This window comes from Helicobacter sp. 13S00482-2 (genome assembly GCF_002272795.1).
Lineage (GTDB): Bacteria > Campylobacterota > Campylobacteria > Campylobacterales > Helicobacteraceae > Helicobacter_J.
Window position 1 is genome coordinate 1 of record NZ_MLAT01000014.1, and the last position, 18,732, is coordinate 18,732.

The window sequence follows — 18,732 nt, forward strand, 5'->3', positions numbered from 1 at the left end:
AAGAATTGGAGGAAAAACGTGCTCAGGAAATGTTGAATGAAAAACCTTACTGGCTTATGCATTTTGAAAAGTTTGAAGCTAAAATGGAAAAGAAAATTGAAGCTAAAATGGAAAAGGAAAAAGGAAAAAAAGGACCTGTAGCAAGATTTTTCATTCACATTTACAATATCCTGATGTTTTTCGCTCTCCCTTTTCCAGCTTTCTTGCTTTTCTTGTCTATGATTATATTTGGTTTGTCTGGTGGTCACTATGGAGGTGATTTTATGGGTTTTTCTGGTGTATATACGTTTTTCGGTGTTATTTTTACTCTCTTGGTTATGACCTTTCTCAGAGGGTTTATGGAAATGTGTGGGCTTGATAGTTCTGATAACAATGGCATATTTCTTGACCCCAATTGACCTTAACCACCCAAAAAAAGCTTCAAATAAATCTTTGAATTTATTGCTCTTCTTTAATCCATTCATATCTTCACCTCAACTATTTTTCTAGCTATTTTTGTGTATTGTAAAAATTCACTAAACTGCATATCTTTGATGTCTTTAAGGCTGAAGTGCAAGGCATAGCCTATTAAAGCTATGCCCTCTCTTAGTCCGATACATCAACCCCGATGAACTCTTTCACGCTTTCTAATAACTGCTTGAATTCTCTAACAGATAAGCTATTGATTGAATCAATGGTTAGATCACCTCCACTCATATCTACTAGCAAGGCTTTGGAAATACCTAATTCATCTTTGCCATATTTCTTTTGTGCTGATTCTAGCTGGAGTACTGTGGGTTCTTTGAGTGTGATTTCTCTATCATCACTGAATTTAAATGTTTTTGTTAGCATTTTAGCTCCTTTGTTGTGTTTTATTTGTTTGACCTTCTTATGAAGGCCAAGATAATGCACACGATTTAAATTCGTGTGGTTTTCTAATTTTATAGGTTTCTTGAAAAACCTATCTTCTTTTAAAGGCAAAGCCTCAACTACGTTCCTAAAGCCATAGATTGATACGCACTTTGTCATAATTTGTGTCTAAAAATCACAATAATTACAATAAAATGCTATAATCTACCCGTCTAAGCTGATTACTTAGATATGGCTTTTAAAAAAGGTATGACGTCCAAATAAGAGGTTGAGTGTCCATTACGGCCTCCTTTTAGAAATAAACCAGCTTCCCTATTTAAGGTTAGCTGGTTTTTTTTTGGTTAAAAAGTGGTGGGAAAGTGGGTATCTCTCAAAAAGGAGGTTAAAAATGGACTTTAATCTCTTGGTTGTTATTCTCTCGGTGCTTGTTAGCATTTTTAGAGAAGAGATCAGGAAATTCCTGCATCTCAAATAACCATACGTCATACCCTTTCACCCTAAGGGACTCATCACCCCTTAGGGTGTTTTAGCTTCCTTTTTATAACTCTTTCACCAGTTCGCTTCCATAGCTATTAACCTTATAGATCTTGTTGGTTAGATTTTTAAGCAATGGCATCTCTTGGATTTCGTGCTTGATATAAATCTTTCCTTCGCCTAAACTTTCGTTGGTATTTAGATCTGTGGGCACTGAGACTTTAAAGCCAACAGCGACGTTATTTGCTACTAGCTTTCTATAAAAGCTCTCTAAGTCATCTACGACCTTTTTGAGTACATCACTGACTTGTTTGTCGATGGCTTGTTTTTGGGATTTTACTATGGATTCTATGATGGTATCAAAGATGAGTACAGAGTGAAGGGATTTAAAATCACTATCCCTGCTTTCTCCTCCCCAAGCACGAAGACCATCATCAGAGATGACAAGAGTAATACCCGCTTCTCTTAATCTATCAGCCTCAGAGGATTCTCCAGATATAAACTCTGCTTTATCGATGATGGAGATGATGCCAGAGATGATTTTATTAGAAAAGCTTTGAGCAAATCCATATTCAGAACTAGCTATCACTTTGGCATAGTTTCCTATGATGAAGTTTCCTAATGGTCTTATCACCTTATCAAGACGTTCTACTTTTTGATAAGTGATGATGGCACGTTTATCTTTAAAATCTTTGATTGCTTTTAAAATCTCTTCTTCTTTTGTTTGGGGTACTTCGATGGTGTAGATAGCTCCTAGTTTAATAGATACATTTTTTAGGGCTTCCCATATGCCTTTATCACTATTGTAACTAGGGGCTAAGATGAATTTAGGACTAAAGCCTGTACTAGCCTCAGATAAAATCAAATCATTGATGGCTTTGAGTATGCTTTGACTTGATTTATCATCTTTAACAAAAGAAGAAGTGATGATGGTGGATTCTAGCCCTGTGGCTTTTAAATCATTTAGGGCTTCTTTGATGCTCCCATCTCCTGTATTTTCAAGGGCTTCTTTGATGGTGGGGTAGGTTTTAAGTCCTGTGTTTTTGATAGTGACATCATCTCCAACAATTGCGATGGTTCTTGTGCTTTTGATAGAAATATCACTTGTATTTGAGTTCTTTAATTCGATGTTGATTCCATATTTGCTTGGCATGGGTTCTCCTTATATTTTATATTGCGTTCAGATGAACGCTATCACTACGCAGATTAAAAATCTGCTTCGCTCCTAAAGTTATCGGGTTATTCCAAAGCGTTGCTTTGTCAGTAACCCAGTTTTATAGGTGCTCCTCTAGCTGACTCACTCATATTCCTAAGAAATTAAGAGATGTTTTTTACGCAGATTAAAAATCTGCTTCGCTCCTAAAGTTATCGGGTTATTCCAAAGCGTTGCTTTGTCAGTAACCCAGTTTTATAGGTGCTCCTTATATTTTATATTGCGTTCAGATGAACGCTATCACTACGCAGATTAAAAATCTGCTTCGCTCCTAAAGTTATCGGGTTATTCCAAAGCGTTGCTTTGTCAGTAACCCAGTTTTATAGGTGCTCCTTATATTTTATATTGCGTTCAGATGAACGCTATCACTACGCAGATTAAAAATCTGCTTCGCTCCTAAAGTTATCGGGTTATTCCAAAGCGTTGCTTTGTCAGTAACCCAGTTTTATAGGTGCTCCTCTAGCTGACTCACTCATATTCCTAAGAAATTAAGAGATGTTTTTTCTGATTTCTAGATACTGATCAATACCATTGATGGCATAAATAGAGTTATGCACATCATAGAGAATTGCAGGGAGTTTATCTATTTGATAGCTAAACATATACACATTCATCTCCATAGACATCTCAGCTTCTTTGTTCATTTCAAATTTTGGTAATTCCAGGATTTTTATATTTCCATTGAAGGTAGCAATAATTTGAGTTTCTTTTTTTATCATTCCTGAACTTGAAAGATTGGATTTGATATAAATCACTTGGGGGATATAAGCATTGAGGGTATTGAAATACACCATATCTACATTAGAGAGAACAAATTTAGCCGATAAGGGCTTTAATGTTGGCAGTACTTGCTCATATTTGCCAATACTTCCTGTTTGCTCTATGGTTTCTTGCTCAATTTTAGGAGGTTCGAAGGATTTAAGTACCCCCAAACAACCTATTCCATCTATAAATACATTGCCTCCGCTAAAAGCTTGTGCGTTAAAGTTAAATGCCATTTTGACTCCTTGTTGTATTGATTTTTTAGAGGCAGAGCCTCAACTACGTTCCTAAAGCCCTAGATTGATACGCACTTTGTCATAATTTGTGTCTAAAAATCACAATAATTACAATAAAATGCTATAATCTACCCTATCCAACTTGACGGATTGGATAAAGGTCGATTTTAAAAAAATGCGAACCTTGAATGTTGAGAAAACCAGCCATTCTTTAGGAGTGGTTGGTTTTTTTTTGTCCAAAAAGTGGTGGGCGGGTTGGGAACCCTCAACATTCAAGGAGACCATAGTAATGGACTCAAATACCTTACTTGCGATCGCAGGGATACTTGTGAGTATCTTTAGTAAAGAGATTAGAGACTTCTTTAATCTCAAGTAGTCGTGCGATTCGCATTCACCCTAAGAGATTCGTCACCCCTTAGGGTGTTTAGCTTCCTTTTTTCCCTTATAACTATTTTCTATTTTTCTAATCCAAATAGCCCAAGATGACCTATTTATAGTATCTCAAGCCTATTTCAAGCCCCTAAATCAAATAAGGGTATGAAATAAGATAAACAGAAAAACTGTTTATGTTCTCTTATGGAGGTCTATACTCCCCCCTGCAAAAATTCAAATCTTGCTCAATGCTTTCAGAGTACATGAGGATAGATTTTAGATCCTTGAGAATATCCCCACTGCTTGTAGGTTTCTCTCTTTTGGGTATCTCACAAACGGTGGGGATAAGCACTTGTTCATAATGCGTACAGGCACTAAAGAGAATTAGGGGTATTAAAATAACTATCCATCGCATCTTTGAGTCCTTTAAGTTTAGCCTCACAGGTTTCATCTTTGAGTTTTATGGTTTTGTATTTGGTGATGATTTTCTCTTGTGTTTTAGCAATAACATCAGTGTAGTTTTTAGTATCTAGGGCTTTTTTAGCAATAGCATCATTTTGAGTTTTTAGGAGTTCTTTGGCTAATTCAGCTTGAACTCCTGAAGTGATTTTGTAATGAATATATCCCTGCAAGAGTGCAAAAGCCAAGAAGGCACCTATGATATAAAATAGGATTTCTTTCATGCATATGCCTCAAATTTTTTAGCCAATTTTTCTGTGTTACTCATCGCTATTGATAAATTCACAGCTCTGTCTTTGGTTTGTATCGCCCAGCCAGAATTTAGCATCTCTTTAGATGCCCCTATATAATCCCCACTATTTAAAGCTAAAATCATTTTTTTAAACAACAAAAGGCGTGGGATACCTAAGTTATAGGCCATATCCAAGATGATGCCCTGCCTGATACCATCTAGTTTATTAAACCAGGTGTAGGTACTGAGTTCTTTTTCTAGAATTTCTAGGTGGGCTATAAGCCAAGCTTCTGCTTGTTTTTTGCTGTATTTGTTATTATTAAGCAAGATGTCTCTTTGCTCTTCTTCGCTTAAAGGGTGAGCCTGTAGGTTTCTGCCATAGCCGATGGTTTCGATACTGCGAGTGTCTGTATAACTCTGAGCACGATAGCCTTCGTGGGATTTGATGAATTCTAGGGCTATTTTATTCATTCCTCTTCCTTTATATCTAGCTTTTTTTTCAAAAAACGTATGAAGATTCTAGCGATGGTCTCTGCTCCTATGAAGCCTAAGCCCCCACCGATAGAACAAGCAAGTGAAGGAGGAAGTCCATAAAAAACAAAGATTTCATAGCCTATCCAGGTGATAAGCATAGAGCTACCAACGCCATAGATGATGAATTGAATCATCTTGGATTTCGTGTCAATGACTTCTTCAGAGATAGTCCTTAGCACAAAAAGACAGCCTACAAATAGTCCTATCAAAGCTACAAAAATATATGTTCTCATTAAATCTAAGAGATTCATTATTTAGCCTTTGATGATATTTTGATAATCTTCCCATTTGAGGGCTTTGATTTCTTCTATGGTGCTTAAACTCTTTAGGTGCTCTTTTAAAACCCCGCAGATATAAATCATCTGAGATTTGTAAGCTAGGCCATCGCTATAGACTTGTTTGATTTGTGCTTTGGTATGGGGGATATTTTGCTTATCATGTGGCGTGGTTTTTTTAGCACATCTAAAAAAGCCATCGATGTTAGCTAAAACTAAACCCATTAGGTTGATTTGGTCTTCTTGTTTGCCATCATAGATATAGCTTTCTCCTAATGCGTTTGATTCAAAGCTTTGAAGCAACTTATCACAAGCATTATTGAGTTCTAATGTTTTTCTTACTTTTTCATAATCTAGGATTTCTCTTAGTTTGTCTTGATACTCTTTTGGAAGTTCTTCTTTGATAAAGGGCTCTTTTAGCTCAATATCTTCTTTGGGCTCTACATATACAAAAGTGCCATTATTATAGATAGTCTTGTACTCTCCTTGTACCTCTGTTATTTTGCTAGTAGGTAGTTTATAGGTATTCATTTTCTCTCCTTATTTGATGATTTGGGGTTGTAATATATTGGTGGTGAAGTTCAAATTACCTTCATAGCTCGTGCCACAAGCATAGAGATTGTTTCCATCAGTAGCGATAAAGGCTCTTTCAGCTTCGTAATTAGCACACAGATGAAAATCGATGATTTTTGCAGGCAATATTACTTTTGTAAGGGATTTTATAGGGGAAATGGCATTTCCTATTCCTAAACTTTGGGTTGCGTTATAACCAAAAGACTCCATAGACCCATCTTTATAAAGAATATAGTTACTAGGATAGCGATAGCCTTGTTTTTCAATTTGCTTCACATTTTTGGCGATGATTTTTGCTCTAGAGTTTTCACTCCTATTATCTCCTAAGCCCATCTCAGCACAACCCCAAGAGTATAGATTTCCTTTATCATCTAAAGCAAGGGCGACATCATAAACGCCCCCGCCTTTAAAATCTACTATATTTTTTAAGGGCAGGTTGTTTTCATTCAAGATAGGGACAAAGGTATTTCTTTGGTTAGTATCACTTTGACTTAGATTATACTGTCCATTGTATCCCGCTCCTAAAAGATCGCCATCTTTTGTGATGATAAAAGCATTTCCCCACCAAGAACCATCGTTATAGCTTGAGTGGTAGATGAATTTAGGATTTTCTACATTGCTTACCAAAGTGGGGGTATTCACAGAATTGCTATGCCCTAAGCCTAGCCACCCTCTAATATTAAATCCCCAAGCATAAAGCTTCCCATCATTTTTAATCGCAAAAACGCCACTTCCAAAGTTATTCCCCACAAATACGTCTTTGACATTAGATAAGCTAGTTCTCACAAAACTTGAGCTATTGATGTTATTTCCTATGCCAAGTTGTCCATCTGGATTATAACCACTACCAAAAAGACTCCCATCTTCTAAGAGTACAAAAGTAAATTGATTGCTTCCATCATAACTTTGAGACACTATTTTTTTAATCTTGCTAGGAAAGGTAACTTTTTGAGGAATAGTTACATAATTGGTGTGTGAGAGTCCTAAGCAGCCCTGAGCGTTATATCCCCACACCCACATCGTATTGGAGTCTTTAACCTGTGCAAAATAACTCCCATGTCCGCCGATGAGATCAATAATCTCAATGCCTTCTGGAATGCCTACCCTAGAAAAACCAAAACTAGCCACTCCTCTGCCTGAACCACTTCTATTAATATCGCCTCCAGAAACCATCACATCGCCATATTTGATGATATTGCCCTTCTCATCTTCAAAGACTTCTTGATAAAAGATAGTACGCCAACCATTGACTTTTTTCAAAAGCCTGATTCTTTTGATGGCTAACTCTTTTATGGTGCTTTGCACGATCGCGTTTAGATCTTGTTTTAAACTCGCATTATAAGCACTCAAAATAGCGATATTTTTATCAATACTCAGTGTTTTTAGAGCCTTTAGCTCATCTATTTTGTTTTCTAAAATTTCTAGATTTTCCATTTTTTCTCCTTGTTATTTGGTTGATGGGGATAGTTTTTCCCCTGCATAAATGCCCTCTAGATAAAAGATAGCATTGACCTCAACATCTTCACTCCTACCATAGATGGAATTAGCCCTACTTGCATCAAAACTCACTCTGTTTTGTGAGTACTCACCATTCCCACCACTCCAATGCCAATACCCTCCGCCTTCATTTCTAAAGACTCCATCACCACTGAGATTATCACACCCCCCATAGAGTTGTCCTAGTATGTTAGGAAGGCCACTTTTTTGCATACTGCCTACTTTAAAACTCTCTTGGGTGCCTTTAGAGTAATATCCTGCTCTTGGGATACGAAAATACTCCCTGCCATCATTACCAACGAAACCTAGTGTGTGATACCAAAGAAGGGGATATTCATCTCTTTTAAGCACTTCTCCCATTCCTATATAATCAGAGGGAAGGCTATTACGATAAAAATAGCTTTTTTTACCGATGGTATTTTGCTTTTGCAAATCTAGCTTGATGTTTTCTAGTTCTGTATCTAAGTAATGCTCTAGATCTAAAAGAAGCATTTTAGTTTTAGCTTGTGCTTTGAATTCTGCTAATAAAGGCTCAAAGTTATTGACAAAGTTCTTAAAGGGCTCAAACTCAGCTTCTGAAATGTAACTATCGCTTTTGAAAACCATCTCACCGCTAAAGCCCTCAAGAGAGGTTTTGACAATAAAAGTCCCTCCGATGCCTTGAAGCTTTTTTATCTTAGGGGTTAAAGCGAGGGTAAAGATACTCTCCTCATTCACTAAAGCAAGGGCGTAAATGGTATTTTCTGAAGCTATGTCATAATCTAGATTGATTTCAAAACACAGGCAATTTTGAGTATCAAAATACGCACGTCTTATATCTGTGCTAATAAAAGCATAAGGCTTTAGATCATCTAAGGTGATGTTTGGATTTTTAAGAAAGTTTTCAAAATCCTCATCAGATGGATTGTCTTTGCCTATAAATAAGGCTTTTGTGTTTTTTTCTTTTAGAGATTGCAGTATCTCTTTTCCTGTGAGATTGTTTAAAATAGAGTGTATATTTTGCATTAAAGCCTCCATAAAATTGAAGTTTGAAGAGAAATATTTTGTTTTAAAGTGGGCATAGAAAAATCAAGCCCTGCTAGGTTGTCTCTCACAGGCTTTATTTCTTCTACTATGGTTTTGAGTGCTTGAAGGGTTGATTCATTGATACCTTCATCAATAGAGGTTTTTAAAGAAAATTCAAAAGGTCTTAGTTTTTTGTCTTCCTTAGCAGTTTGTATAAGACTCTCTCCAAAGATTTTAGATATGCCTTCTTTTAAGGCTTCTTTGGTGCCAAGCCTAGCTTTGGAGATCATAGGAGTTTCTAAGAGTTTAGAAGCTTTTACTAAATCTAGATTCGTGGTATTAATATCAAAGGTATTAGCGATGAAATTTACGTTTTCAGGAGTGGGTTTATAGAAAAATCTATCTTTAAAATCTAGCTTGTTTTCTAAGAAACTCCCTATAACCTCATCAATGATTTTTAGCTCTTTAAAGTGAGAAGGTAGTAAGCTCATTTTATGTTCCTATTCATAGTATATTGCACCCCATTCATAGCATATTGTGGTACATTGATGCCTTTTTTTGAATATTTTTTGCTATAATTGTCCTGAACCGATAGTAGTAGTCGGTGCAAAAAAACTAAGACCTTGTGTGGGATAGCCCATCTCTTTTTGAGATGGGTTTTTTTTTGGATAATTTTTTGGGAAAGGGGTGGGATTTTACACAAGGAGTCCGCAATGGATATATTCAGTATAGTCATTGCTATTTTAGGAGTGCTTATCGCTCTCTTCAGAGAGGAATTAAGAGCATTTTTTAAACTAAAATAGCCGTTCTTAGTTTTTGGCAGTGGTGATACTACCGCCACTGTCTTTTTCATCTTCTCTCTCCTATAACCAAACTACCAAGTTTATAAATCCCATTTTCTATCATCGGGGGCAACTCTGATATTTGCACATCTTGCAAATCTTCACTCACAAAAGATGCGGCGATGATTTTAGAAATATTTAACTCTTCTTCTATCTCTAACGTTTCAAACAGGCCTCTGATTTGAGAATCTATGGCAGATGTTATAGAAGCGATATTACTGATGGATCTGAGTTTTAAAGTGATATTTAAATCCACTAGTATTTCTTTTGCTTCTGTGTAGATAATGGTATCTGTGATGGGGATATTGGGCTCTATGGAGTCTTTTAGTGCCCTTAGTGCTGTGGGGGAATTTTTTGTGTAGATGACCTCAACCACTCCTAAATCTTTATGCTTGATTTTGACTTTCGCTACTTCAGCAATAGAGCTTAGATATTGATAGGATTTCAAACTTCCTGCAGTGCTAGGGCGAGTAAGAGAGAGTAAAAATCGCTTTTTAAGTTCTGTATCGCTTTCTTTGGTTTGTTTTTGAATAAAGGGGGTGAGTTTTTTAATTTCCTTGATATAAATATGGGGTATTTCTAAAGCGGTAATATCAAAATCCCCACTCAATCCCTCTTGCAAAACAATATCACACTGTGCTTTTAAGTCTTCTCCTATATGTAACTCTTCACTCAAAAAAGCATCGTGCCCTTGTTTATCAGTGAATTTGGTGCCTTTAGCTAAGCTAAGAGGAGAAGTAGCGATGATTTCTAGCTTTGAAATAAACGGACTTCCTTGAAAACGAACAATCCCTGCTAGGCTAACAAGGGCATCTAGATACTCTCCTGTGCTAAATTCAAGATAGTTTTGTGAAATAGTGAAATTGATATAGTTGATGTATTTATTGAGTCTAAATAAAAAACAATCTAAAAGGATATTAAAATCATCGCCCTTTAGGGGTTCATAGTTGGGTAATTTCTCTCTTAGTGATGCTAAGATGATGTTTTTTTCTAGCTCTATATCGCAGGGGATTAGGAAATTAGGAGTATTCATATGGAGAACCTTTGTGTGTAATAAGATACTTTAAGAGAAATAGTTGTTTGTAAAAATAAGCTTTCAAGATATTCGCTTTGTTTGCTGATGCTTTCAACTTGATAGATATAAACATCATTAGGAAGGGCTTTTATGGCTCCTAAGATGTGATTTACACAATCAACATATTCCATTGCATCATCATTTAAAATCCCTATCTCTATAGAGCTTTCTATCTTCCAACAATCACTTGAGATTTCAAAAATGGCATCTTCTGAGTCCTTAATAATGCACACTGGATAATCACTTGAGTTATAAGCAACCTTTTCATATAAATCCACATTATTAAAAACTCCTAATGCACTGAGGGCATTTTTTAAGGTATTTAAAAGTTCTTTTTTCATTTGACTTCTTCCAAAATAAGCCTGTTAAGGACTTTTGATTCTTTTAATATTTCTCTCACTTTATAGCCTTGTGAGGTTTCTAACTCAAAAATCACATCTCTTAATTTAAGCCCTGCTTTAAGGGCATCAATACAGGTGATGAGCAATGAGGTTTGATACCCCACAGTGCTATCTTCAAAAATAACTTGAGCATTTTTTTTGAGATGTCCATAAAAGATAAAATCATCTTTTTTAAAGCCATCTGTTTTTTTTGATAAGATGGCTGATAAATCACGATTTAGAATGCTTTTAGGTATCATTTATAACTCTTGGTGTTGTTTTTAGTTTCTTTGGCATCTTGTTTTATCTCTTCTTGGTTCTCAATAGGTGCCTCTTGTTTTTGAGTTGCCTTAGGCTCTTGTTTTAAAGATGCTTTTTCAATTACCTTATTAGCAAGTAGCCTTGCTATAAAACCCTCATCAGTGCCATTTTTAAAATCCAATACCTCATCTTTAGCAAGGAATTTCCCTGCTATTTGTGTGTCATATAAAACTCTGTATTTCATAGGATTTCCTTATATATTTTTTGAAACCACAAAGGCATTGTTTCTTTTGTAGTTAAAGTCTAGATCATAAAAACACTCAATGTTGTGCATTTTCCTGATGAATTTTTGCTGTGTTCTTCTGAACATACGTCTTTCGTTGGTTTTGCCTTCTCTAGTGGAGCTATAGTTGGATTTTTGTAAATCTCCTGTGAGTGTGGCATAAGAGAGTCCAAGTCCTTTAGCGATGTCTCTATCACAAGAGTATAAAAAGGTATTCATATCTGTGCTAGGAGGTGGGGTTAATGGGTGGAGCTTGAGATTAGAATCAAAAACATTGAGCTTCCCTGCTTCGATGATGCGAGTCTCTTGTTTTGCTTTAGATTCTATATCTGTATCATTATAAATATCTTTTGCATTGAATGGATCGCTACTTTTTAACTCGATGCCTTTTTTAATGTCATCGTTATTATCAAAATCACTAGGGATATATTCAGGGGGTATGAATTGAATTTTAAATCCATCTTGAGTATCACATAGATGAATAAAGCACTCTCCATCTCTTAGATAATGCTTGAGTGCCAACTCTTCAAAATCTCTAAAATCAAAGATTTCTTCTAAATCACAAAATAGACACCAGTGTGCAAAAAGACCCTCTACTTTTTTATCTAGCTCATCATTTCCCGTATTCACATCTAAGATAAATCCCATATCTCCATACATCTCTGATTCCATTGTTTCAAAAAAACTAGAGATGAGAGCTGATGCATTCCCTAAGCCTCTTGCTTGGTTTCTGATACGAACATACACAGAATCAGGATCGGTGTTTAAAGAGATTTTAAAAAATTCATTTTTATAGAGTTCTTTAGGATTTAAACTCCTAAAATCAGATTCATAGTTGCGTTCGATATAGACTTTTTTGTCTTCTTTTGGATTTTTTGGTGAGGGTTTTTTAAATATATCTAATAATTTCATTATGGTTACTTGATGATGAGTTGGATACTATTTGGAGTGGATATTTGATTGATATAGGTCTTTTTAAGCTTTTCTAACTCGGCTATCATTTCTATGGGAGAACGCTTTTTGATATTCACTCCATCAATAGAGTATTCTGAAATTTCAATACCATCTTTGAGATTATTTAAAATCTCATCTCTAGCTTCATCGATGGCTTGTATTCTTTGTTTTAAAGTCATTTTTCACCTCCAAATAACGACAAGATGAACTCCCTGCCAATGCCTGTGATTCTTCTGTTATAAATGATGGTGCCATTATCTAAGACTTCTTGCTTGATGGACTCATAGCCTAGATTTGAATATTGGCTATACATCACCCAAGTGCCATTGATGCTATATTGGATTTTCATATTTTGATAATCACCTATGACTCTCACTTGCCCTAACTCTGTATTCTGAAATATCTTTAATGTATTACTATTTGATACTGCACTCATTAAAAATCCCTTTTTAGTTTTTCAGTGAAATAGATTTGTCCTTTTCCTGTGATGAGTGTTTTGGTAGCTATCCTCTGCCCATAAGAAGTTTCATAGGTGCTTTCAATGAGTTTGAAATATCCTTTTTCTAAATACTCTTGATAAGGTTGATTATTCATAAGGAGGTATTTGTTTTCTCTTAGATATTTAAAGAGTCTGTTTTGTCCTATCTTGATATTTTCATCAAATAAAAGCTTTGCAAATTCTCCTATAGAGATGGCATTACTTGCATCAGTTACAGTTTTAGCAAAAGTTACAAGGGGTTTGTCATTTTGGATTTTATACTCTAGTGCGTTTATGGTTTTAGCTTGAGTTAGTGCAAGTTCAAGGGCTTGTATGTAGTTCTCTGGGATTTTTGGGGTTTTGAGCTGGGATTCCATTTTATTAAAAGCATCAATAAAAGCTGTTTTCCAAAAATAAGCTTTAGATCCTGTGAAACTCATCACCAATAAAGAAAAACCATCGCGGGTTAGGTTGTAGTATTTTGTTGGTTTCTCAAAAATCCCATTTTTACGTACTTCCTCCGACACCTCAAAATTTAGGAGTCGAAAAGAATCATTAGGCAAAGACTCTATGGATTTAATAATATTGTCGTGTCTTTTTTCAAAAACTCTAGCAATTTCTAAGCTTGAAACGTAGATCTTATTATCAATCACATCTAAATTTATCTCTTCATTATTATTATTTGTAGTCAGTTGATTTTCACTCATTGAACCTTCCTGGATATAAATAACGTGGATTATAACCTGCGATTTTGGGGGGCGATGGTGTAAATAGTTAATATATATTTATCCGAGTGAAATAAAATGAAATTTTAGGAAAGTAAATGAAATGTTTTTTCATTTACTTTTTTATGAAAAAACATATTTTATACGTGATTTTTGAGAGTGAAATTTTTGAGATTTGAAAAACATTTAGAATATAATAATACTGAGCAAAAAAGAAGGAAACAGAGATGACAAAATTGAGCGATTTAAGCTTACTACACAGAGAAGAACTTTTTAGAGTACTAAGAATTGGTATCACTCACCATAGCAATGCTATTGAAGGTACAACTCTCACTTATGGTGAAACTAAAAAACTACTTGAAGAAGGAATAACCGCTTCTTATAAAAGCATTGATGAGCAATTAATCATACTTGGTTTTGCCCAAGCATACGATATCGTCATCAGGGAGGCAAACAATAAAGATAAAATATTAGACAGCTCTTTTATAAAAGATTTGCATTATGTGATTTTTTCAAATGCCTATAAGGTGATGCCAAATTTTATTAAAAAACCTATAGGATCGTATAGAACAGATAATGTGAAAATAAGCGGAACAGATCTTAAATTATCTACTGTGAATAAAATATCTCAAGACTTGGAAAATTTATTATTTAGATTTAAAAGCAACTCTATGGATTTAAAACAAATCGCTGAGTTTCACGCACTGTATGAAAAGATACATCCTTTTTCTGATGGAAATGGAAGGACAGGAAGACTTATTATGAGTTTTCAATGCATTCAAAATAATCTTATTCCTCCGCTTATAGAATTAGAAAAAAAAGATAGGTATTTGGAATATTTGAATTTATTGCAAACAAAAAATGTTTTAGATCCTTTCGTAGAGTTTTTAAAACATTCTCAAGAGATAAGTTTAAGTTTTATTCCTAACCAAACTCCACGCTAGTGTGCCAACTGCTTGAAGTGATGCTATGAGAGACTTTTAAAATATCATAGATACCACTTGTTTCACTATCTCCTTGTAACTCCAATCTAAAACCTGCGTATATAAGTCTTCCTGGTAACTCTAAGTTGCCCTTTTTCTTATTGGCATTGATGGATTTAAAATAGCTCTGTGCTTTTTTGTAAGCTTGTTCATCATTGCTAGAGTGGATAGATTTTTTAAACACGGGCTCTTCTTTGCCTATCTTGATGGTTTTGATTTCATTATTTTGAGTATCCATATAGCTCACCTCAACGCTTTTATAAAACATCTTGCCATAGCTTTCTATGCTCAAAGAGACACAATCATTTGCATTGATTTTGATGAGAGGCTTTTTGTTTAAATCTTTTTCTAGCATTAAAAGCGTGTTGTTTTTCACACAAAAATTTAAGCTCAAATCTTTAGCGATGTGATGACATAAGCTAGAATCGCTTATATCTAACTGGTCAATATGCACCACTTCACACATTCGCTCAAAATCAATTTTTGGAGTGAGATTGTTTTCTTTAGCGATAGAATCTAGAATCTGTTTATAGCTCAGCTTATCAAAACTCCGATTCTTCTTCACTTTGAAGTTTGAAATAAAATTAATGCTCGTGCAAGTAAGCTCATAGCTAGTTTTGTAAGCATAAGCAATAGAGGCGATGTAAAAAGTCCCTATTAAATTTGCATTGATATAAAATTTCACCTCATCTTTGATAGTGGGCTTACTAGCAGGGAAGATTTTGAATTTAAAGGTATCTGCTTCATTGCTAGAGTGCTCATCATAGTTTATTTCTAAGATCAGATGGGATATGTCTTTATCATTGAGGGTTATTTTAAAGCCATCAGCTTGATAGTTATAGTTTGATTCCATAAAGTCCCTCTGTAATACTCTCATCTTCTTGTTTCCTTTGAAGTATCAATACCCTATCCCCGCCTTCTAGAGAGTCTTTAAGCAACAGATGATGATTTTGCATCAGAAATGCATCATATTGGTTTTGATTAAAGTCCCCATAGTGTTTAAAATAGACACTATCTAGGCGTTCGCCCTCTTTTGCTATGTAGTTCATCTTCTCTCCTTTATCATATTTTTAACTCTCAGATAATACGCATACACCCTCACACCGCTAAATAAAATAATGCGATGATAAGCCCTCACACCTTTGACTTTCATCGCTTCATTAAAGACCTCATCACAATAATCCCTACTCACTTCCCCTAAGTGATAACGTTCGCATAGATAATCATGTAAAACAGCAGGTTTGCTATGCCTCCCGATAGGACTCACGAAGATTCTAAAAACAAAAGGTACGGAGGCAAAATCGCTTTCAAATCCACATGGGACTCTTATCACCTCATCATTATTTGCTTCTCTGTAATAATCAAATTCCTCCGTTACTAATAGATTCCCATTATCTAATATCTCGCCTTTTAATGGGGTTGTAAAGGTACTCATTTTTACTTCCTGTTTTTTAATGTAATGATGCTATGAATGGCACATTTGCTATTCTTCAATGGAGATTTTGGCATAATGCCTATATCTATAGCGATAGGAAGCATATGTGTGATGTATGGAACAATCAAATTACAAAAAAGGATAAAAAAATAATAAGTCAAGTTGTCATCACTGTTTTTACACTGATTTTGTGTGCTTATGAGCTTTTTACAACACGAGATAAAAAAACTCATTAGTTCGTTCCTGCTATATGATTTTACCCGTGCCAGTTTGAGCATTTGCAGTTCCTGTGGTGCTTACTTGCACGATGGCTTGTTTTTGAATATGCTCAATAATGGCATTGGATATAATCTCTATAAACTTCATATTAAACTCTGACTCTTTAAAGCCTTCATTTATCATCTTGTCCTTGATTGTTTGAACTAGTCGCTCTGGATTCATCTTCACTCATCTCCTTTTGCAGTGTTTTTTCTAATTCTATTTTCTTTGCGATCTCTTGTGCTTGTTTGTCATAGATACTAGGATCTTTGAGTTCTTTTAAGACATCTTCAATCTCTTTAATAATGATAGATTCAATTTTGCTATCTAATTGATAGCGACTTTTGAGTTTAGGTGGAATGCTATAAAGCTTGTTACTAACAGTGATAGCGATGTCTTCAAGTTCTTTAGCCACTCCTTCAATGGGTATGAGCTGCCCCATACGTTTTAGATATTCAAGCCTTTTTAGTTCTGCTTCGTATTTTTCTTTCTTCTCTCTTGATTTGGCTAGATTCGTGCCTTCGCCACCTTCTGTTTTGTATTTGATATAAGCGGGGATTACCTTTTCTAGCACCCATACATCTTTGTCTTCTTTGGAGAACACTTGGGATTTTTCTAGATTATAGATATGTCTTGGCGTGATGTTGATGATATTGCCTAATTCTTTGGTAGTCACTTTCAAAGACTTATCCTTATATTTGTGTTGATTAAAATGATTAAATTGGCATCTTCTTTTAGAATTTGTATGCTCGTGATTTTAACTCGTGGCTCAAAAAGCTCTATTTGTTCTTTTATCTCTGCGATGATGCTAGACTCAAGCTCTTTAGAAAAGGGTTTATCGATAAAATCATAGCTGAGTCCGTAATTGGGATTTAATGGCAAGGAGTATTTTTTGGTTTTAAAGATTTTGGTTAGATTTTCAGTGATGGAGATTTGATACGTGTTCATAAAATCGCCTTTATCTTAATGCGTTGATGGGAAATGTGATGGAAAATTTGATTCATAAAATCGCCTTATTTGTGAAGTTTCGATGAGAACTTATAAATTGATAGCCACTCATAAAATCGCCTTTACTTTTGTGCTACCTTGATGAGGGGAACCTGTAAAAGGACAGATACACTGCGATGTTACCACCCCGCTACCGCCTTCATTGCCTAAGTTGATAGATTCTGCTTTGATATTGGCGTTTTTTGCTGTGATATTAATAGAGGCTTTAGAGTCAATCTTTAGTGTATGGGTATTTGTGTTATAGCTAATCTTAGTGCCATCATTATAGGTGATAGACTCTGTATCAGAAGGATTTGAGGTATTGCAAGAAGGAAGCGATAGTGCTAGATAGGAATTAGAGTTTAAAAAGCTTATTACCATCACAGATTCTCCTAGTACAGGAGGAATGCAATGCTGATTGAATGCATTAAAGCCAGTGACATAGGTCATAAAGTCAGTTTGGGTACCTAAAATATCAACCTTGACTTGATTGCCTTTGGCCTCTATGATAGTGCCAATATAGATTTTAACTTCCCCAAACATTGTATTCCTTATATTTTAATTCTAGAAATTATAAATAATCAACTCTTTTTTAACTTCTTTTTTAGATGTCACTTTTGAAATTTGAAGAATTATAACCTGTGATTTGGGGGGGTTGGTGTGTAAATAGTTAATATATTTTTATCTAAATGAAATAAAATGAAATTTTAGGAAATAAAATGAAATGTTTTTTCATTTACTTTTTTGATATGAAATGAAAAATCCCCTCAGTTCGTATGGATAATTTTAATTTTTGAGATGGAAAAAAATAAATTTGTCAAGCCCCAAAGCCCTATGCGTAAGCATTATGTGGCACTAAAAGATAAATAAAAGCCTCCTAGAGTCTTACTTTTAAATTTTTATTATTTTTGAGGTTGTAAAAAATCCTAAAAATTTCACTGATAAGCTCTTTAAATTTTATGCTCATAGCTTTAAAGGATCGATAGCAACAAGCAAATCTTAAGCCCTTAATACCAATGCCTTTGGATTTAACCCCCCTTCATAAACAACGATAAATCCACCCAAAACCCTTCAGGGCTCCAAACAACTCAATATTTTTTAAATCTTAATATTTTTATTTTTTTTGATTTTTTCTTGAATAAAAAATTGATATGAATATGAACTGAACTTTTTCACCCCACACCTCTCCACTTTCTGGGGGCGGGTAACCGCAGTGGCGGGGGTGGGGTTAGGAAGAACCTAAATGGGGGGGGGGGCAATAGAGAATTTTTAATATGCAGAAATCAAAATCATTCTTCTTTTAAAATCAAAATAGCGTTTGTTTGCACAAATGATTTGAATCTCTTAAACAAAATAGATTCTATAAAGACAGATAACTTGATTGGAGATTTCAATCCCAACTCTTCATTGTTTTATCTTAAAAAATATCTAAAATTTTCTTGGATTTAATTCTTCTTTTTTAGATGCAAAAATACAAATTTCTACAAAGCAATTTGAATGCATTTTTTGCTTCAACTAAGAGAACTTTGAGTCAAAACATTTAGATTGGCTTGTATGCAAATATTTATCCACTTCATTTGATTTAAAATA

29 protein-coding genes are annotated in these 18,732 nt (G+C 34.8%); 4 read left to right on the forward strand and 25 right to left on the reverse strand.

Going from position 1 to position 18,732, the window contains the following annotated elements; all coding sequences use genetic code 11:
• Positions 1–398 (forward strand): hypothetical protein (locus BKH42_RS06840; protein WP_219349842.1); only part of this gene is annotated, 398 nt, incomplete at its 5' end.
• A gap of 187 nt (positions 399–585) precedes the next feature.
• On the opposite strand, the gene BKH42_RS09780 is transcribed toward BKH42_RS06840, so the two are convergent.
• The 3 genes from BKH42_RS09780 to BKH42_RS06855 all read right to left on the reverse strand — a co-directional run bounded on the left by BKH42_RS09780 (position 586) and on the right by BKH42_RS06855 (position 3,534).
• Positions 586–831: a phage tail assembly protein gene (locus BKH42_RS09780; RefSeq protein WP_095295607.1), complete on the reverse strand. Its 246-nt coding sequence runs from the start codon at positions 829–831 to the stop codon at positions 586–588.
• Between the two features lie 556 nt (positions 832–1,387).
• Positions 1,388–2,476: a phage tail protein gene (locus tag BKH42_RS06850; RefSeq protein WP_095295881.1), complete on the reverse strand. Its 1,089-nt coding sequence runs from the start codon at positions 2,474–2,476 to the stop codon at positions 1,388–1,390.
• A gap of 548 nt (positions 2,477–3,024) precedes the next feature.
• Positions 3,025–3,534, reverse strand: coding sequence for a phage major tail tube protein (locus BKH42_RS06855; RefSeq protein WP_095295882.1), 510 nt, complete (start codon positions 3,532–3,534; stop codon positions 3,025–3,027).
• A 175-nt stretch (positions 3,535–3,709) separates the two neighbouring features.
• Between BKH42_RS06855 and BKH42_RS06860 the strand changes: the two genes are divergently transcribed.
• Complete coding sequence (locus BKH42_RS06860) at positions 3,710–3,910, forward strand: hypothetical protein (protein ID WP_095295883.1); 201 nt, start codon at positions 3,710–3,712, stop codon at positions 3,908–3,910.
• Between the two features lie 370 nt (positions 3,911–4,280).
• On the opposite strand, the gene BKH42_RS06870 is transcribed toward BKH42_RS06860, so the two are convergent.
• The 15 genes from BKH42_RS06870 to BKH42_RS06945 all read right to left on the reverse strand — a co-directional run bounded on the left by BKH42_RS06870 (position 4,281) and on the right by BKH42_RS06945 (position 13,461).
• Positions 4,281–4,589, reverse strand: coding sequence for a hypothetical protein (locus BKH42_RS06870; protein ID WP_095295885.1), 309 nt, complete (start codon positions 4,587–4,589; stop codon positions 4,281–4,283).
• Entirely contained in the window at positions 4,586–5,068 is a 483-nt protein-coding gene (locus BKH42_RS06875) for a hypothetical protein (RefSeq protein ID WP_095295886.1), read from the reverse strand. Before BKH42_RS06875 ends, BKH42_RS06870 begins: the two co-directional genes overlap by 4 nt.
• Positions 5,065–5,382 carry a phage holin family protein gene (locus BKH42_RS06880; protein ID WP_095295887.1) on the reverse strand — a complete coding sequence of 106 codons (318 nt, stop codon included), beginning with the start codon at positions 5,380–5,382 and terminating at the stop codon, positions 5,065–5,067. Before BKH42_RS06880 ends, BKH42_RS06875 begins: the two co-directional genes overlap by 4 nt.
• A 3-nt stretch (positions 5,383–5,385) precedes the next feature.
• Positions 5,386–5,937, reverse strand: a complete 552-nt coding sequence (locus BKH42_RS06885) for a hypothetical protein (RefSeq protein WP_095295888.1) — start codon at positions 5,935–5,937, stop codon at positions 5,386–5,388.
• Between the two features lie 9 nt (positions 5,938–5,946).
• Positions 5,947–7,413 (reverse strand): RCC1 domain-containing protein, encoded by a 1,467-nt coding sequence (locus BKH42_RS06890; RefSeq protein WP_095295889.1) that lies wholly within the window; start codon positions 7,411–7,413, stop codon positions 5,947–5,949.
• Positions 7,414–7,425: 12 nt separating this feature from the next.
• Positions 7,426–8,481, reverse strand: a complete 1,056-nt coding sequence (locus tag BKH42_RS06895) for a hypothetical protein (RefSeq protein ID WP_095295890.1) — start codon at positions 8,479–8,481, stop codon at positions 7,426–7,428.
• Entirely contained in the window at positions 8,481–8,972 is a 492-nt protein-coding gene (locus BKH42_RS06900) for a phage tail protein (protein WP_095295891.1), read from the reverse strand. Before BKH42_RS06900 ends, BKH42_RS06895 begins: the two co-directional genes overlap by 1 nt.
• A 358-nt stretch (positions 8,973–9,330) precedes the next feature.
• The gene (locus BKH42_RS06910; RefSeq protein WP_095295893.1) at positions 9,331–10,356 is read right to left on the reverse strand and encodes a baseplate J/gp47 family protein; all 1,026 of its coding nucleotides are present in this window, start codon (positions 10,354–10,356) and stop codon (positions 9,331–9,333) included.
• The gene (locus tag BKH42_RS06915) at positions 10,353–10,739 is read right to left on the reverse strand and encodes a hypothetical protein (protein WP_095295894.1); all 387 of its coding nucleotides are present in this window, start codon (positions 10,737–10,739) and stop codon (positions 10,353–10,355) included. The genes BKH42_RS06910 and BKH42_RS06915 overlap by 4 nt, the downstream gene beginning before the upstream one ends.
• Positions 10,736–11,038 (reverse strand): hypothetical protein, encoded by a 303-nt coding sequence (locus BKH42_RS06920; RefSeq protein WP_095295895.1) that lies wholly within the window; start codon positions 11,036–11,038, stop codon positions 10,736–10,738. The genes BKH42_RS06915 and BKH42_RS06920 overlap by 4 nt, the downstream gene beginning before the upstream one ends.
• Positions 11,035–11,283, reverse strand: a complete 249-nt coding sequence (locus BKH42_RS06925; RefSeq protein ID WP_095295896.1) for a hypothetical protein — start codon at positions 11,281–11,283, stop codon at positions 11,035–11,037. Before BKH42_RS06925 ends, BKH42_RS06920 begins: the two co-directional genes overlap by 4 nt.
• A 9-nt stretch (positions 11,284–11,292) precedes the next feature.
• Complete coding sequence (locus BKH42_RS06930) at positions 11,293–12,234, reverse strand: phage portal protein (protein ID WP_095295897.1); 942 nt, start codon at positions 12,232–12,234, stop codon at positions 11,293–11,295.
• A gap of 5 nt (positions 12,235–12,239) precedes the next feature.
• Positions 12,240–12,455, reverse strand: coding sequence for a hypothetical protein (locus BKH42_RS06935; protein ID WP_095295898.1), 216 nt, complete (start codon positions 12,453–12,455; stop codon positions 12,240–12,242).
• On the reverse strand, positions 12,452–12,712 hold the full coding sequence (locus BKH42_RS06940; RefSeq protein ID WP_219349843.1) for a phage antirepressor KilAC domain-containing protein: 261 nt from the start codon (positions 12,710–12,712) through the stop codon (positions 12,452–12,454). The genes BKH42_RS06935 and BKH42_RS06940 overlap by 4 nt, the downstream gene beginning before the upstream one ends.
• The gene (locus tag BKH42_RS06945; protein WP_095295899.1) at positions 12,712–13,461 is read right to left on the reverse strand and encodes a phage regulatory protein/antirepressor Ant; all 750 of its coding nucleotides are present in this window, start codon (positions 13,459–13,461) and stop codon (positions 12,712–12,714) included. The genes BKH42_RS06940 and BKH42_RS06945 overlap by 1 nt, the downstream gene beginning before the upstream one ends.
• Before the next feature lie 245 nt (positions 13,462–13,706).
• Here BKH42_RS06945 and BKH42_RS06950 point away from each other — a divergent pair, with 245 nt between their 5' ends.
• Positions 13,707–14,423 carry a Fic family protein gene (locus tag BKH42_RS06950; RefSeq protein ID WP_095295900.1) on the forward strand — a complete coding sequence of 239 codons (717 nt, stop codon included), beginning with the start codon at positions 13,707–13,709 and terminating at the stop codon, positions 14,421–14,423.
• Here the strand turns inward: BKH42_RS06950 and BKH42_RS06955 are convergent.
• From BKH42_RS06955 to BKH42_RS06965, 3 genes are read right to left on the reverse strand one after another with little or no spacing between them, the layout of a single operon-like run.
• Positions 14,404–15,315: a hypothetical protein gene (locus BKH42_RS06955; RefSeq protein WP_095295901.1), complete on the reverse strand. Its 912-nt coding sequence runs from the start codon at positions 15,313–15,315 to the stop codon at positions 14,404–14,406. The two genes, BKH42_RS06950 and BKH42_RS06955, sit on opposite strands and share 20 nt — an antisense overlap.
• Entirely contained in the window at positions 15,299–15,511 is a 213-nt protein-coding gene (locus BKH42_RS06960) for a phage tail protein (protein ID WP_180674009.1), read from the reverse strand. The genes BKH42_RS06955 and BKH42_RS06960 overlap by 17 nt, the downstream gene beginning before the upstream one ends.
• Positions 15,508–15,897, reverse strand: coding sequence for a DUF1353 domain-containing protein (locus BKH42_RS06965; RefSeq protein WP_095295902.1), 390 nt, complete (start codon positions 15,895–15,897; stop codon positions 15,508–15,510). The genes BKH42_RS06960 and BKH42_RS06965 overlap by 4 nt, the downstream gene beginning before the upstream one ends.
• Before the next feature lie 32 nt (positions 15,898–15,929).
• Between BKH42_RS06965 and BKH42_RS09530 the strand changes: the two genes are divergently transcribed.
• Positions 15,930–16,133, forward strand: coding sequence for a hypothetical protein (locus tag BKH42_RS09530; RefSeq protein WP_180674010.1), 204 nt, complete (start codon positions 15,930–15,932; stop codon positions 16,131–16,133).
• 10 nt (positions 16,134–16,143) lie between these two features.
• Here BKH42_RS09530 and BKH42_RS09330 read toward each other — a convergent pair whose 3' ends face one another.
• From BKH42_RS09330 to BKH42_RS06980, 4 genes are all read right to left on the reverse strand, one after another.
• Positions 16,144–16,299 (reverse strand): hypothetical protein, encoded by a 156-nt coding sequence (locus tag BKH42_RS09330; protein ID WP_180674011.1) that lies wholly within the window; start codon positions 16,297–16,299, stop codon positions 16,144–16,146.
• Positions 16,289–16,831, reverse strand: a complete 543-nt coding sequence (locus tag BKH42_RS06970) for a DUF1441 family protein (protein WP_257874284.1) — start codon at positions 16,829–16,831, stop codon at positions 16,289–16,291. The genes BKH42_RS09330 and BKH42_RS06970 overlap by 11 nt, the downstream gene beginning before the upstream one ends.
• A gap of 2 nt (positions 16,832–16,833) precedes the next feature.
• The gene (locus tag BKH42_RS06975) at positions 16,834–17,103 is read right to left on the reverse strand and encodes a GPW/gp25 family protein (RefSeq protein ID WP_095295904.1); all 270 of its coding nucleotides are present in this window, start codon (positions 17,101–17,103) and stop codon (positions 16,834–16,836) included.
• Between the two features lie 108 nt (positions 17,104–17,211).
• The gene (locus tag BKH42_RS06980; protein ID WP_095295905.1) at positions 17,212–17,685 is read right to left on the reverse strand and encodes a phage baseplate assembly protein V; all 474 of its coding nucleotides are present in this window, start codon (positions 17,683–17,685) and stop codon (positions 17,212–17,214) included.
• Between the last annotated feature and the right edge of the window lie 1,047 nt (positions 17,686–18,732).

Excerpts from the sequence above, each read along its gene's own strand:
- BKH42_RS06930 (WP_095295897.1), bottom strand. The coding sequence starts at position 12,234 with ATGAAATTATTAGATATATTTAAAAAACCCTCACCAAAAAATCCAAAA.
- BKH42_RS06890 (WP_095295889.1), bottom strand. The coding sequence starts at position 7,413 with ATGGAAAATCTAGAAATTTTAGAAAACAAAATAGATGAGCTAAAGGCT.
- BKH42_RS06910 (WP_095295893.1), bottom strand. The coding sequence starts at position 10,356 with ATGAATACTCCTAATTTCCTAATCCCCTGCGATATAGAGCTAGAAAAA.
- BKH42_RS06940 (WP_219349843.1), bottom strand. The coding sequence starts at position 12,712 with ATGAGTGCAGTATCAAATAGTAATACATTAAAGATATTTCAGAATACA.
- BKH42_RS06855 (WP_095295882.1), bottom strand. The coding sequence starts at position 3,534 with ATGGCATTTAACTTTAACGCACAAGCTTTTAGCGGAGGCAATGTATTT.
- BKH42_RS06965 (WP_095295902.1), bottom strand. The coding sequence starts at position 15,897 with ATGAGTACCTTTACAACCCCATTAAAAGGCGAGATATTAGATAATGGG.
- BKH42_RS06900 (WP_095295891.1), bottom strand. The coding sequence starts at position 8,972 with ATGAGCTTACTACCTTCTCACTTTAAAGAGCTAAAAATCATTGATGAG.
- BKH42_RS06975 (WP_095295904.1), bottom strand. The coding sequence starts at position 17,103 with ATGAACACGTATCAAATCTCCATCACTGAAAATCTAACCAAAATCTTT.
- BKH42_RS06880 (WP_095295887.1), bottom strand. The coding sequence starts at position 5,382 with ATGAATCTCTTAGATTTAATGAGAACATATATTTTTGTAGCTTTGATA.
- BKH42_RS06925 (WP_095295896.1), bottom strand. The coding sequence starts at position 11,283 with ATGAAATACAGAGTTTTATATGACACACAAATAGCAGGGAAATTCCTT.
- BKH42_RS06885 (WP_095295888.1), bottom strand. The coding sequence starts at position 5,937 with ATGAATACCTATAAACTACCTACTAGCAAAATAACAGAGGTACAAGGA.
- BKH42_RS06950 (WP_095295900.1), top strand. The coding sequence starts at position 13,707 with ATGACAAAATTGAGCGATTTAAGCTTACTACACAGAGAAGAACTTTTT.
- BKH42_RS06945 (WP_095295899.1), bottom strand. The coding sequence starts at position 13,461 with ATGAGTGAAAATCAACTGACTACAAATAATAATAATGAAGAGATAAAT.
- BKH42_RS06955 (WP_095295901.1), bottom strand. The coding sequence starts at position 15,315 with ATGGAATCAAACTATAACTATCAAGCTGATGGCTTTAAAATAACCCTC.
- BKH42_RS06915 (WP_095295894.1), bottom strand. The coding sequence starts at position 10,739 with ATGAAAAAAGAACTTTTAAATACCTTAAAAAATGCCCTCAGTGCATTA.
- BKH42_RS09330 (WP_180674011.1), bottom strand. The coding sequence starts at position 16,299 with ATGATAAATGAAGGCTTTAAAGAGTCAGAGTTTAATATGAAGTTTATA.
- BKH42_RS06870 (WP_095295885.1), bottom strand. The coding sequence starts at position 4,589 with ATGAAAGAAATCCTATTTTATATCATAGGTGCCTTCTTGGCTTTTGCA.
- BKH42_RS06960 (WP_180674009.1), bottom strand. The coding sequence starts at position 15,511 with ATGAACTACATAGCAAAAGAGGGCGAACGCCTAGATAGTGTCTATTTT.
- BKH42_RS06860 (WP_095295883.1), top strand. The coding sequence starts at position 3,710 with ATGCGAACCTTGAATGTTGAGAAAACCAGCCATTCTTTAGGAGTGGTT.
- BKH42_RS06935 (WP_095295898.1), bottom strand. The coding sequence starts at position 12,455 with ATGACTTTAAAACAAAGAATACAAGCCATCGATGAAGCTAGAGATGAG.
- BKH42_RS06875 (WP_095295886.1), bottom strand. The coding sequence starts at position 5,068 with ATGAATAAAATAGCCCTAGAATTCATCAAATCCCACGAAGGCTATCGT.
- BKH42_RS09530 (WP_180674010.1), top strand. The coding sequence starts at position 15,930 with ATGAATGGCACATTTGCTATTCTTCAATGGAGATTTTGGCATAATGCC.
- BKH42_RS06920 (WP_095295895.1), bottom strand. The coding sequence starts at position 11,038 with ATGATACCTAAAAGCATTCTAAATCGTGATTTATCAGCCATCTTATCA.
- BKH42_RS06850 (WP_095295881.1), bottom strand. The coding sequence starts at position 2,476 with ATGCCAAGCAAATATGGAATCAACATCGAATTAAAGAACTCAAATACA.
- BKH42_RS09780 (WP_095295607.1), bottom strand. The coding sequence starts at position 831 with ATGCTAACAAAAACATTTAAATTCAGTGATGATAGAGAAATCACACTC.
- BKH42_RS06895 (WP_095295890.1), bottom strand. The coding sequence starts at position 8,481 with ATGCAAAATATACACTCTATTTTAAACAATCTCACAGGAAAAGAGATA.
- BKH42_RS06980 (WP_095295905.1), bottom strand. The coding sequence starts at position 17,685 with ATGTTTGGGGAAGTTAAAATCTATATTGGCACTATCATAGAGGCCAAA.